The sequence below is a fragment of the Aquimarina sp. genome (assembly GCF_977115655.1).
Map to the genome: position 1 here is coordinate 94,051 of NZ_CDSBKO010000013.1, position 15,476 is coordinate 109,526.

The 15,476-nt window shown below is 33.2% G+C and carries 6 protein-coding genes and 1 pseudogene; all 7 read left to right on the forward strand.

Features of this window, described 5'->3' with window-relative positions:
- Positions 1–291: a PAAR domain-containing protein gene (locus ACZIYX_RS07825; protein WP_462681655.1), complete on the forward strand. Its 291-nt coding sequence runs from the start codon at positions 1–3 to the stop codon at positions 289–291.
- 10 nt (positions 292–301) lie between these two features.
- The gene (locus tag ACZIYX_RS07830) at positions 302–724 is read left to right on the forward strand and encodes a GPW/gp25 family protein (RefSeq protein ID WP_462681656.1); all 423 of its coding nucleotides are present in this window, start codon (positions 302–304) and stop codon (positions 722–724) included.
- A 13-nt stretch (positions 725–737) separates the two neighbouring features.
- A complete protein-coding gene (locus ACZIYX_RS07835; RefSeq protein ID WP_462681657.1) occupies positions 738–5,468 on the forward strand; it encodes a hypothetical protein in 4,731 nt (1,576 codons plus the stop codon).
- A 1-nt stretch (position 5,469) separates the two neighbouring features.
- The gene (locus tag ACZIYX_RS07840; protein WP_462681658.1) at positions 5,470–12,504 is read left to right on the forward strand and encodes a hypothetical protein; all 7,035 of its coding nucleotides are present in this window, start codon (positions 5,470–5,472) and stop codon (positions 12,502–12,504) included.
- Between the two features lie 10 nt (positions 12,505–12,514).
- Complete coding sequence (locus ACZIYX_RS07845) at positions 12,515–14,173, forward strand: contractile injection system tape measure protein (RefSeq protein ID WP_462681659.1); 1,659 nt, start codon at positions 12,515–12,517, stop codon at positions 14,171–14,173.
- A 41-nt stretch (positions 14,174–14,214) separates the two neighbouring features.
- Entirely contained in the window at positions 14,215–14,895 is a 681-nt protein-coding gene (locus ACZIYX_RS07850; protein ID WP_462681660.1) for a hypothetical protein, read from the forward strand.
- Between the two features lie 15 nt (positions 14,896–14,910).
- Positions 14,911–15,476: pseudogene (locus ACZIYX_RS07855) on the forward strand (eCIS core domain-containing protein); the annotation flags it as partial.

Here is a 15,476-nt window from a genome sequence, read left to right on the forward strand (position 1 = left end):
ATGCCACCAGCAGCAAGAATAGGAGATATGCATACCTGCCCTTTGTTTAATGGACCATCCCCCCATGTAGGAGGACCAATTACAGGACCAGCAGTGCCCACAGTATTAATAGCAGGACAGCCAGCAGCCGTAGTAGGAGATGTATGTGTTTGTGCAGGACCCCCGGATACTATTGTAAAAGGATCAGGAACTGTTTTTATAGGAGGTAAGCCAGCAGCAAGAATGGGAGATACCAGTGCACATGGAGGGGTTATTGTACAAGGAAACCCAACCGTAATGATTGGGGGTTAAAAATCAAGAAATGAACACAAATAAAGAATATTTAGGCACAGGGTGGTCTTTTCCTCCGGCTTTTGATAAAGAAAGTCAAACCGTAACCATGGTTAGTGCCGAAAAAGATATAGAGCAAAGCTTAGAGATATTACTATCTACAAGCCTGGGCGAACGGGTAATGCAGGCAGACTATGGATGTAATCTGAAAGATTATCAATTTGAAAGCATGAACAGTTCACTCATAGGATTTTTAAAAGATCTGGTAGAAAGAGCCATTTTGTATTATGAACCAAGAATAAAGTTGGAAAAAGTAGAGATTACCGAAGCAGAATCTTTTGAGCTAATAGAAGGGGTATTAAAAATAACTGTGCACTATGAAATAGAAGGAACCAATACCCGATATAATTATGTATATGATTTTTATCTAAGAGAAGCAGATCAAGGGATATAAAATAAAATAAAAGATGAACAAACCATCCAAAATATCACATCCCTTAAAAAACCGAACAGGGACCAGCCAAAGAACACGCCATATACAAGCATTGCAAAACGATTTTGCGCCTGTAGATGGAAAAACTCTGGCAGACAGGCTTACTATTATCAGCAAATATGCATTGCAAATTAATTTCTATGAATACGCCAGAAATGAGATAGAAGGCGAATACCAAAACTTGGATAATTGGTCACATTTTTTCAAAAAAAGCCTGCCTTTTCAATTGGCAGTATTAAGCAAAATATCTACAGGGGATTTAGACAACGAGTATGCCCTTTTATATAGCGAACTCAAAAGAAATCCTTCCAAAAAATCTTTAGAATCCCTTTTCAATTGCATTCAAAAAAAAATAATTACACCAACTACAGCTTTATTAAGCGAAGTAGAAAAATCCCAAAATAGTTTTGTTACCCCAATTCAGGCAATATTAAAATCTGCATTTGTAGAACCATTAAAAACTTTTATCTCGCTGCACAATGCAAGTGCAACATTTTTATGTGTTCGTAAAAAAAATTTCACAAACTACCTTGCCTCTCCATGGCAATTTGGAGTTCATGAAATTTATAAACTTTTTGATGGAGTACAACAAGTTACAAAAGGAGAAAACGAGGCGTTTTTATTAGTTGCAAAAGAATTAAATACTATTTTTTATCAATTCCTAAGTGGTTTTGCAGCAATTATAGAAGAAGCACCAGATTTTATCAAAGAAAGTTTATACCCATTACAACAAGAACTACAAAAAAAACACGAACCTCATATAGCACTACTTTTTACATTTTTAGAATTATTTACCCATCTGCAAGGCAATATAAATGATCTGGGAAAAAAACATTTAGATTTTTTCTATGAAAAAGTGCTAAAAATAATACCCAAAGAAGCAATACCAGATAAAGCCCACATAGTTTTTGAAGTAGCAAAACATCTTGAAGAATATCCTTTAAAAGAAGGCTTGTTGTTAAAAAATGGAAAAGATGCAAATAAAGAGGATATCCGGTTTGGATTGGATCATGAAGTAATTCTGGATAAGGCAAAGATTGTGGAGTTAAGAACTTTAGCTCTTCCTAAATTATCACATAATAACAAAATAGAAGGAGTATATATTGCACCAATAGCAAACTCTGCAGATGGATTAGGAAAAAACTTCACAAAAGATCAGTCTGTAAATTGGGCAACACTTGGTGCCAAGAATAGTAAAATTTTTGAAGAAGACACAGGTTTTGTTAAACACCCAAAAGCACGATTGGGATTTGTTTTATCCTCTCCGGTACTATTGTTGCAAGAAGGAGAAAGAACTATCTGTATCGAATTTGATTGTGAATTACCCCTAGGAGTAACATCCACTACAGTTGAGGATATAAAAGATGCTTTTGAAAAGGCAAAAAGGCAAAGAATATATAGTATAAATAAAGAGATGTTAGATAGTTGTTTATCAGGTATATCAAATCAAGCTAAACAATATCTTAAAGAAAAACTAGTAGAGGAGACTCCTTATGTTATTGGAGAAGATCTAAAAGGATTTCTAATGCAACAAGATAAAATTAGCTGCGTACCAATTTTTGATAAAAATGATAAAAACATCCTTTGTAAATGTCTTGAGAAGTATGCAGAAACTTCTTCGGTATCAGTTTTTGACATTAGTTTTAGCGGAGAAAAATCTTGGGTAATCCCAAAGGTTGAAAATGTATTGGGTACTACTATAGATATTTTAACAAATAACACTTTAAAAATCTCAATAAAAATTAAATTAAATGTAGATGACCCTTCTGTAGTTTTTTTTAATGATAAAGTATTAGAAGAGGAACTTCCTCTCGTAAAACCTTTTCCGATAGTAAAAATTGAATTAAATTCTAAAGCTAAAGTAAAACAAAATATTTTTGATTGTGGACAGATAGACAACCCTGTTGTAAAAGATAAAGACAAATGCTGTCTTAAAAAAGAAGCTTTGCCTCAGGATGAAATTAATATTTCTTTATATCATTTTTTTCAACATCTAACACTTAAACGCGCAGAAATTAAAGTAGACGTATGCGGGGTTAAAAATCTAATTGTACAAAATGATGATAATTTACAAGATGTAAATAAACCTATCCTGCCTTTTGGACCAAGGCCAAAAGTGGGTGATGATTGGTTTATAGATGGAGGAGCAAATTTTTATATTGGTAGTAAAGAGATTTTTTGCAAAAATTGGCAAAAATTTTGGATTAATACAACTTGGAAAGACAAGCCATCAGATTTAGAAAAAGCTTATAAGTTTTATGAAGACTCTAAATCTAATTTTCAATTTGAAGATAATTCAGAGAAAATTACCAACAGTAGTTTTCGTTTTTTAACAAGTATACTTGAGGACGGAAATTGGATAAAAGATAAAATACATGAGCTGCCCAGCGGAACAACAGCACCTGGAAAAAAAGAACTTTTAAAACTATTTGAAAGTAGTAACCACGAATCACCTGATTATGATTGTCAAAATATATCTAATATATCAACATTCCATCATGGATTAACAGAGGGTCTTTTTGATAGAAATTACACCCCTAAAACAATGCCGGTAGATCCATTGTCACCTCTTACAATAAACACAAGAAAAGGGTTTGCAAAAATAACTTTGGCAGGAGTAAGTTTTCAGCATGAAAGATTTCCTTTTGTATTAACTAAGCAGATGATGGCTTTGGCGGATTTAGTAGACCCAAAAACAATTTCAGATTCTTTGGAAGACTTAAAAAAATTGGGAGAATTAGGAACTAAAGCTAAAGATAAGATCAATGCAATTATCGCAAAAATTAATGCCCTTGTAAATGCAATTAATGAGTTTGTAATCCTCATTGATTTAGATGATTTAGCAGAATTTGAAAGTAATTTACCTTCTTTTCAACCCATTATTAACAGGGCAAATCAGGTTAAGGGATTTTTAAACGATGCAATTGCGGCTTTTAATGCAAATCCTCAAGATATAGCAGCAGCAGAAACTGCTGTTGGAAATGCAAAAACTGCTGTTAATAATTTGATAAACACTGATTTATTTGGTTTTAATGCCGCCATTGCAGCATTAAACTCTAAGATTGCCACTTATAATAACGCTGTAAAGCAACATAATCAAGATATTTCAGAATTAAAGAATAAAGTAACTATAGATGTTACTAATTTCAAAACTGCTGCTATTACTATATTAGAAGAGATCAAAGAAAATTTAAGTAATATAACTCCTGTTGATCCAAATGATGAAGGAGTACTTGAGATTATCAAAGAAATGTGCGATTTGGCAGATAGCCTTCAAAATAGATTTGGAGAAAAATTAGAAATAGGATTGCCTATAGAGCCGTACACACCATCAATAAAATCCTTATCTATAGATTATACAGCCAAGGCCAAAATGGATGATATAGACATTATCCATCTGTATCCTTTCGAAAACACCTCTAAATACGAAGATATTCAGCAAAACCCAACCCTTTTTCCTTTTCATGATAAGGAAGGGACTTTGTTTATAGGTATTGAAGATCTTACCCCGGGAAGCAACCTTTCTGTACTGTTTCAACTGGCAGAAGCAACCGCAAATTCAGAAATGGACAGAGCAAAAATTCGTTGGGAATATTTAAGTAATAATAATTGGATAGAATTACTTCCTGATTTTAATATCATTTCAGACCAAACAGATGGCTTAACAGTTTCGGGTATTGTTACCATTGCCATACCCGATACCATTAATAAAACAGGTAACACAGTAATGCCGGATAACTTGTATTGGTTACGGGTTTCAGCAAAGGATAATGCTATGGCAGTGGCAGAAACTATTGGTATACATACACAAGCAGCAAAAGCTTCTGCTAGGTTAAGTGATAAAAATGATACCAAAAGGTTGAATATTGCATTAGAAGCTGGAAGTGTAAGTAAATTGGTAGAAGCAGACTTTAGTGTAAAAAAAGTAGAACAATTGTACCCTTCTTTTGGAGGAAAACAACCAGAAGGAGAAGGACATTATTATGTAAGGGTTAGTGAGCATCTCAAACACAAAGGGAGAGCATTAATGGTAAATGACTATGAAAAAATAGTATTAGAAGGTTTTCCGGAAATATACAAAGTAAAATGTATTAGCCATACAATGGGACTTTCAGCGATTACTTACCAAAAAGATCTCGAAGTAGCTCCGGGGTTTGTAGTAATTACAGTGATACCAGATTTAACCAAGCTTTTGTCAGGTAATCAATTAGAACCCAAAGTACCTGTAAGCCTTTTAGAAAAAATAGGAAATCTGCTACGCAAAAAAACATCTCCTTTTGCAAGGATAAAAGTAATGAATCCCAGATATGAGTACGTAGATGTAGATATAACCGTACGATTATACAGAGGAAAATCTACAGATTTTTATAAACGAAAATTAAAACAAGATATTACCAATCTATTGGCTCCTTGGTTTTTAGGGGATTCAGAAAAAATTGCTTTTGGGCAATCGATACTATTTTCAGATATAGTGGGCTTTGTAGAACAATTAGATTATATAGATTTTATTACCAAACTAGAGCTAAAAGACGAACAGGGACAAAAAGCATCACAAATCACACCTCTTACCGCCAGATCTATCCTAACCGCAGGTAAAATATGTGTGGGTATAGACAAAGAAGAATGTCCGGATCCAAATCAAAATATGGACCCTAAGACCTCTGTTCAATACAAAAATATAAACGAACCATCAGAACTAAGTTGATATGGCAGAAGTAGAGAACAATAATATATCTGTTATTAAACAAAAGGATCCTAACCTTCCTGAATATCTGGATTTTGAAAAGCTAAGAAAACAGGGTTTAGAGCATATAGGAAACCTTTCTGGAAAAATATGGACAGATCATAACGTACATGACCCGGGAATTACCATTTTAGAAGTGTTGGTATATGCTTTAATGGATTTGGGATATAAAACAAATCTGCCCTTTGAAGATTTAATAGCTTTTAAAAATAAAAATGGAAAAGACGATAATTTTTTAACCCCTTTAGAAATATTAACCAGTAATCCAGTTACCATTACAGATTATAGAAAACTATTATTAGAGATTAAAGGAGTTCGAAATGCATGGTTAGAAGTGGTTACCCAAGACAAAAAAGATATATATATTAATAAATATAACAACACTTTGTTTTGTAGTCAATATCCGCTAAATAACAGTCAACAAAAAATAGAGCTGAATGGTTTATATAGAGTCTACATCGAAAAACAGAAAGATGTTACAAATGATGAGGAACTCACCCATAAAGTAAAAACAATACTTAATGCACATAGAAATATATGCGAGGATTTTACCACAATCGAAATCTTAACCCCTATTGAAATAGGAGTATGCCTTAAAGCAGAACTTCATGACCAGTATAAAGCAGAAAAAGTATACAAAGAGATTTTTAAAACAATAAAACAATATATACAACCTCAAATTAAATACTACACTCTCGAAGAATTATTAAATAAAGGAAGAACAATCGATACTATTTTTGCAGGCAGACCGTATAGAGAAGAAAGTTATGGTTTTGTAGATACAGAAGAACTGGAAAACTTTGAAAAACGTGAAAAAATATATCTTTCTGACTTATATGATGCGATATTAAATGTAGATGGGGTAAGAAAAGTTAATGAAATATCCCTTAAAGGAAACCTGTTTGGTGATTCAGGGTCCAAAAAATGGGAAAATGTTATTCCGGAAGGTTACGTTCCCGCTTTTTCTATAGAAAAAACCTGCATAGATCTTTTTAACGATCAAGGTTCTTTATTTCTGGATAAGGCACGAATACATAAATCTTTATCTTTTGACAAAAAATATATAATGCCTCTGGAAAATCTGGATAGCAGTATTCCCTCTGGCAGATATCGTGAAGATTTAGAAGAGTATTATTCTATTCAAAATGATTTTCCTGTAGTCTATGGTATAGGAGAAGACGGTTTGCCGGATAGAGCTACAGTACTGCGAAAAACGCAAGCATTACAATTTAAAGGATATTTGATGTTTTATGATCAAATACTTGCCAACTATACATCACAATTGGCAAATATTAGGTCTTTATTTTCATTACAACCCGAAGAACTAAAAAATCCCCGGAAAAAGCACACCTATTTTACACAAATACCAGATTCTGTACCCGGGATAAAAGATTTATTACGGTTCTATAATCAAAACGAATCCATAACAGAAGGATCCGTATTGGCTGTACCTGTAGCAAATACCATACAATGGAAAACTATTTTAGAAAAACTGAAAAATGACCCATCTGCAGAACTTACTATAGGTGGATACTGCAAAGGCAAGGAAAGCAGTATAGATATATTTACTTTTTCCTCTGCAGGAATAAGGACTATTTATATTAACCAATTGGCAGACTCGTTATATAATGAAGATTATATAGTCGAAATCATAAAAGATAAAAGAGGATATTTCTTTATAATACAAACCAATATTCCGGACGATATACTAATTATTGGTACAAAAAGATATACAACAACAAGTGCCGCCAGAAAAGAAGCAAAAAATGTTGCATTTATAGCGACAATGCATCAAAATTATAATTTAATAACCAGTGCTTCGAACACAATAGCAGCAGACCAACATTTTTTTGATATTACGTATAATCCAATATCTTATATCGATTTAATTCAGGAATTAACCGAGGATAAGGAAGAATATACAACGCGCAGAAAACAGTTTTTAGACCACCTGTTAGCTCGATTTGGAGAAGAATTTACAGAATATACTCTATTACAATATCAAAACAAGGAAGCAACAAAAAAACAACTGGAAAAAGAGATAGATAGTCAATCACAATACGTTAACCAGTTTGCAGAAGTTAGTAGAAACAGAAGTAAAGCGTTTAACTATGCAGAACCATCCTGGAATACAGACAATGTTTCCGGATTTGAAAAAAGAGCCTCTCTTTTATCAGGAATAGATAATTATCAACGACGCAACCTGTGTAATTTTGAAGTCGTACAAAGCTTTAGATTAATTTTAAAAGATGCATTTGGTAATCCTCTGTTCAGAAGCAACAAAGGGTATGAAAGCAAAGCAGAGTTACAGGATACAGCTCATAAAATATTACAACAATTAAGAGATCCAAAAACATACAAAAAATTAGAAAAAAACCTTAATGGTTTTGATGCAACAACCATACAGCGTATTTTTTCTGAGAAACCTGCAAAAGAAAATATTATTATTACCAAATACAACTACCATCAGCATTTGTGCAAAGTAGAAAACGACGAAGTAGTAATCGTTAGTAAAAGCACAAAAATGAAGTCAGAAAAGGTAGGAATAGATAAAAGGGAAGACTTTGTTAAAAATATAAATACGCAGACCAAAGTATCCAAAGAAGATAAAAACGAAGAGTATCGCTTGCTATCTTTGAATGAAAAAAACAGATATCTGGATGCTAATGCCCTACACTGTGATATAAAAACACTCATAACATGGAAATGGCATGTTAATGAAACACATACCAATACAGAATCGGTAAGCCAAACTGTTTTCCATACAGAAAATGAAGCATGGGAACACATGATTCTGGAAGCAAAACTCGATACGTATCTTACCACACACGACATAGCATTACAATGGAAGCTTGCAATAAACAAAAATATTTCGATTACGGGATTAGAGTATTATCCCGATGCCTATAAATCAGTAGCAGCATGGCGACAAGCAAAAGTATTGGGAAGCACTGTTTCAAAATATCATATTAAAGACGAAGAGGATGGTTACCAAATAGAACTAAAAAATGAAAAAGGAATAACAATAGCCATTTCCAATACGATTAACCCCGACCAAAATAACAAAGAAACCATTCTCGAAGATTGCGTTAAAATTTTTAGCAATAGAAATACAAAACCAGAATACAGTAAAGAAAGAAACAAGTTTGGTTTCAGGATTCTGGGAAAAGACAACACACCTGTTTTTTTAAGCTATTGTGTATATGATTCTGCAAAAGAAGCATTACAACAAATAGATACTGTTTTTAAATTAGGGATCACTAAAAAAAACTATTTACTTTCTGGAGATCAGGGTAATCCCGAATATAATTTTATCCTTCGAGACGCAAATAACTCTTTTTTGGCATTACCTCCCGATCATTTCGAAACCGCATCTGATCGTACCAAAGCATTAAATGCAAGGATTCGTTATTTTAAAGATAATACACTTCCTGTTTTTGTAAAAGAAGAGCCCAGAAGATATATTTGGTCATGGATAGATCAGGAAAAAACAATATTAGCTTCAAAAACAGAGTTTTTTTCAAAAGCAAAAGCACAATCCGATTTTGATAAAACAGTAATAGCAGAAGCAGCAAAAAACAATAATCATCTTCTTAGACCACATTGTTATGAGTTTGGAGTAGTAGCTACACCTGCACAATACAAATATGTATATGGATCTGGAAATACTCAAAATGAGTTAGATCCGGTATTTATAAGCAATGCTACTTTTAATGCAGAGGATGAAGCTAAAAACGAATATATAAATTTTGTTAAGAGCTTACCATCATTAACATTAAAACCCTCCAAAGAAACCCCGTATGAATTTGCATTATATGCCTCGGATAAAAAAGAACCCATAGCCGTACAATACACCAATCAAAGTATAAAAGCCTCTCTCCAAAAAGCAAAAACAGCTACCGATTATATACATAAAATCTATACAAAGATTTCAAATCCAAGAGAAGATTTTATTGCCGGTCAAATGCTCGAAAACCAGAAAGGGCGCTATGAGTGGCGGTTTTATAAAAAAAATATGCCTTTGGCAATAAACCCTTACAGATGCACAGATAAAGTAGCAACAGCACGTATTAAATCTATTATTTGCGATATAACCCCGCCAATTAACCTAAAACAATGCCCGGAAAAAGAAATAGTTATTTGCACCAAAAAAGATCCGTATAAATATCACTATCAAGTTTGCTATAAAGACGATCAAAATAACAAATTTGTGCTATATAGCTATGTAGGATATACAAGTTATGAAGCAGCAGAAAAAGCATATCATAAACAATGGCTGGAAGTTCTTAAAATTGCAGAAAACCGACAGGAATATCAAACAGGAGGGAGAATTAGTATAAACGAAATATATAAAAGCACAGAAGATAAAACATGTAATGATGCTTCTTTTATTGCAGTTATTCCAGAAGAAAACAAAAATGAAATAGAAGCACAGGGCAAGAATGTAATAGATCACTATGTACAATTGGCAAATCTATTTCCTGTTTATAAAGTTATAGATAAGCAATCAGAAACCGAAGTGATCCGATATAAATATAGAGCAGTAGTGCCACAGGTTTTATTAGAAGGACTTGGTTGTATATATAATGGAGATACACAACCATTAGGAACTGTATTGTGGGAAAGCGCAGAAAAATATACCGATCCCCAAAAAGCAATACAAGCGTACCAATATTTTTATAATCTGGCAGGAACCTCTAATAATTGCAAGATATTTTGTGAAGAAGGAGGGTTTTATGTTGGATTGGTGGAGGTCTTGGCAGAAAGCTCTTATGAATTTGAGACCGAAGGACAAGCCTGGGATGATATATATCCAAATAATACAGACGATTGCGAAAACTGTGTACCAGGAGGAGTAAGAGAGTTTATTTATGCAGCAGACGAAGACAAAAACTACTTGCCGGTTTGTGATCAAAATTATTGGAAATTTAAAGTAGTATCGCCAGCATACTTTGTAGCAAATCATGAATGTTATTACAATTCTGAAATATTAAGAGATGAGCAAATACATAACTTGATTACAAAGCTTGAAAATCTGAATTGGGACAGATATCTTGTAGGGCAGCTCGGCTATGGTACAGGACTTCCTTCAAGTTTGGCTTTTTTATTAAATATGGGATATGGATATACCACCAAAGAGTTGTGTGATTTGGTTTTTGCGTGTAGAGAAGGTATAGAAAAATGTAATTTGAGAGAAGAAGCAGCAAGTGTGGATACTATCAAATCATTTTTAAAAATGAAATATCAGGAGGACACAAATACGTATCAAAAAATTGAAAAAGCATCTTTTACGACCACAGATATTCAGTATTTAACACAATATTTTCCAGTATACAAAACAGAAGAAGGATATCGATACCGATTATATTTTCCAGAAAATGATGTAGTAACCACACCTCAGGGGTTACAGCCATGTGGTTGTACAGATGAGGTGCCCGGTATAGATAATCCATGTAATATACCTTACCCATTTATTAGCAGTAATTATTATAGCTGCTGTACAGAAGCATTAAATGCGTTTATAGAGTTTTGTGCGCTAATTACCAGTAAATCATACAGTATAGAATGTACATCAAAAACAGAATATGGACCATATTCATTTAGTTTTGTCAATAAACGAAAAGAAATAGCATACCATCCACAACAATACCAAAGTTTGCAGCAAGTAAAAGAAGCAATTCAAATAACAAAAACATCTGCAAATGATTTGGGAATGCACTTATTAGAGCATATTCTTTTAAGACCACAAAGCAATGAGGATTGTAGTGGTTTATACGATAATGACGGGAACTCCAATAATATAAGCTGTCTGTTGCCGATTTGTCCTGACTATGATTGCGAGATAGACTGGCAACCTGATATGGATAAAAATGACCCTTGTGCAAATACAGATAATGCACCTAAAATAAAATACATACCAGGTAGTGATCCTTATTCTTTTTGGGCAACTCTGGTTTTACCTTCGTGGCATAAACGATTTAGAACAAAAGAAAACAGAATTACCTTCGAAAAATTCTTGTATAAAGAAGCCCCCGCATTAGTAGGATTGCATATTGTATGGTTAAGCCCAAAAGATATGTGCAAGTTTGAAGACGCATATAAAAAGTGGTTGATATGGAAAGAATATAAAGAAAACCCTGAAAAACAGAAAAATCTAAGAAAGCTGCAACTATGTTATCCAAACGACCCGTATTCTCCTAATTGCTTACTTTCTCAATGTATTAAAAATTTAAAATCAGAAGAGGTATGCCCTTCTGGCACAGAGCAACAAGACGATTGTAATTGTACTCCAAAAAAAGATGAAAAAATACATTTGGATGCATCCGGAAGCCTTTTTTGGGGATATTGCCCACCCAATACTACATTGCCACAAACAACCGCAGGGACGACAAGTATAGCTATCTCCGATAAAACAGATATAGAAATCTCTTCCAAACCAATAAAAGATATAGCTATAGAAAAGATAGAACCTCCAAAAGCAGATAAATCTGTTGTACGTGCAAAACAAAGTAAAACTCCCTCTAAAAAAGCAGTAGTAAAAAAGGAAAGTTCTAAAAAGCAAACGGGTAGCGACTTAGCAACTATTCGAAAACGAAAACCACAATATTTGATAAATATAAAAACAGCTACAGACAGAACGATAAAAAAAACAAAAAGCTATGAGCGCACTGTATTTTTTCTGGAAAATACCCCTACCATAGTTGGGTATGTTGGTCTGGTAGAGTTTTTTAACAGATATAGTTTGCAAAAAGACAATAATACAGAAGGTTTTTTAATACTTCTTAAAAACGCAAGCTGGCACCTGTTGGATACACTCGTTTTAGATCAAAAAGAGAATATTAAAAAAGAAGACCTGGATAGTTTGCAAAAAAGCCTTAAGGTTTTAAGTACAAATGGAGTCTCTCTAAAAGAACTTTATAAAGAATGGAAAAGCGAAGAACTAAAAACAAATGCAAACCCTAAACCGCTATCTCAGATCAAAAAAATGTTGAGTTAAAAGCAAGGCTATGGCAAATAAGCATCTTATAGGGAAACAAATTATGGAAATAGAGATTAACTCTTCTCAAGAAGCGTATGCCATACAACAAAAAATGAGTCAATTGATCTGGAAAGAACTCACTCCCAGAATGAATGCCCTGTTCGATACTATAGTGGGAGAAGATCAGGTATTATATTTTGACTCTATAGAAATAGATATAGGATATATTAATCCAAATAATTTAGATACAAACAAGATAATCAATAAAATAATAGAGCTTTTAGAATATAAAATAAGAAAAGAAATACCAAACATTTCCTCAAAAACAGATACATACAACTTTAAAGAGAATATATATATTAATAAAAGAAGAGAGTATTTTAATAAACAAAAACAAATAAACAAGTATACATCTCACTCAAAAGAAGAACTTCAAAGCCAGAAAGACAAAGACACTTTAAGCAATACGTATGTAAATAAAACAAATGATATTGATGATAAAAAACCAGATAAAATAACATCACAACCTCTTAGGCAGTATTATTTTAATGCATGGCTATATTGGTTAGAAAAAGGAACATTGCCCTCCTATAGTATCATACCAGAAGACAATTGGATATCTCTTGTTTTAGAAACATTGGTACTGGATACAGATGCCGTCACCCAATTAAAAACTAAAATAAAAAGCACTACAGTTGTATTACAGAGGTTAGTAGTACAACATACCTCAGAAGATTTAAAATCCATAGTAGAAATATATACAGGATTTTCTCAAACAGAAATAATCAAGTTTCTTAAGGAAATAGAAACAGTTTTTAAACAAACCTCTGTTACAAATATAACTCCAATACCCTTTAGAACTTTAGAAATTGAATTATGGAAGCAAATTTTGGAGATAACCATTCTAAAAACGCAAAAAGTAGATAGTATTTCCTTAATAAAGCAGGCAATACAACTTCTCGTAATCAGTAAGGTTATAGACAAAAAAGAGTGGAATCAGATTCTGAATAGGATTATAAATACAAATAAGGACACATCTTTTTCGGTTTTAAAAGAAATATATAAAGAAGAAACCGTAACCGGGATTAACAAAGAATCTATAGTAAACCAACATGAAAAAGATACCAAAGCTATTTTACAACAAGAAACAAAAGAGGAATCTTCTTTTGTCGAAACAATAATGGAATCTCCACAGTTTTTTAGTAATGCAGGAGTAGTATTGTTACATCCGTTTTTGAATAGTTTTTTCAAAAAACTAGACCTGTTAGAAGGTAAAAATTTTAAAGATGATACGGCAAAAAGTAAAGCAGTTATCTTATTACATTTTTTAGCAACAGCAGAAGAGTATCCCAGAGAATACGAAATGGTATTACCAAAATTTCTTTGCGAAATGCCGGTAAACATGCCTTTGGATCATACCATACAGATAACCAAAGAAGAAAAAGAAGAAGCCAATAACCTGTTACAAGCAGCTATTACCCACTGGGGGGCATTAGGTAGTACTTCTCCCGATGGATTGCGGGAAGGATTTCTTATTAGAGAAGGAAAGTTAGAAAAAGAACAAACCGGGTGGAGACTTTTTGTAGAACAAAAAACACTGGATATTTTATTAGACAGGCTCCCATGGGGCATAAGTATCCTAAAACTCCCATGGATGAGCGAAATGCTAAATGTAGAATGGCGATAATAACACTATTTCACAATTAAAATGGTATAAAAAAGAAACCTATGAACAAAATATTTAGCAATCTATATCTGTATGAAATCGTACTCCTTTTCTTAGGAATATTTTTATTCATGCTGCTATGTGCTGCGTTAGTATATTTTATTATAAGAAAAGATGATCTCAAAAAATTATTGTTTTTTTTTCCGATACCCATAATTATGATTGCATATCCAAGTATACAGGAAATACAAATAGAGAAAGACAAATTCGAATTACGAAAATACTCCGATAAAGTGATAGAAAATCCAGAAGATACTGTAGCACAAAAAGAATTAATAAAAGTCACAGAAAAATTAGAAAAAAGAGCAACCACCATATCAGATTTTAGAGCAGTAGCAGAAGCAAATTTAATCTTGGGTAATCCAGATAAGACAATTGATTTAACTAATAAAGCAATTCAGAATAAAATAGATAATCCAGTAGAATCCAATAGTATAAAAAAGGATGAGGTAGATAGTTTAGCCAATGCAGAGCAACAAAAAGAACTTAAAAACATACAAAGAATAAAAGATGTAGCCACCATACAAAAAGAGTTGAAGAGAGCCCCGTCTACATTAAAAGATACAATGGTTTTAAAAGAGCAAATAGGTAAGATCAATTGGGAGAATCCAAAAACGGAACAGTTTTTAAATACAAAAATTATACGATCAAATAAAAAACAGATACAACAAAAACCAGAGTAGAACAATAAAAAATAATTGAAAGTAGCAGAAGTACCAAAAAGCACTACCGCAAAAAATACTATCCAGACAAAGCGGCAACCTTTCTTTAGTAAAGAAGGGGAAGGAAACTTTTTTTCAAAATCTACAGAAAACACAACCCCATTTTTTAAACACAATACACCCTCTGTTAAGAGGGGGCAGGGGGCTTTACAGCCTAAATTAACTATTGGAAAGCCTAATGACAAGTACGAAGTTGAGGCCGATGCCATGGCAGATAAAGTAGTACAAAGATTAAGCGATCCAAAAAGCAATTCCCCCTTAGAAGGGGGCAAGGGGGATGTTTTCAATCATTCAGGCCGGGGGGCTGTCCAAACCAAATGCGCTACTTGCGAAGAAAAAGAAAAGTTACAAAAAAAGGAAGAAGACGAGGTTTCAGGAAACGATTTAGAAGTACAACGCAAGCCCATTTTTGAAAGCAACGCAGAGCAACCCGAAGCAAATGTGCAAGCAAAGCTACTAAATTCCCCTTTCGGGGATCAGGGGGCTGTCCAAACCAAATGCGCTACTTGCGAAGAAAAAGAAAAGTTACAAAAAAAGGAAGA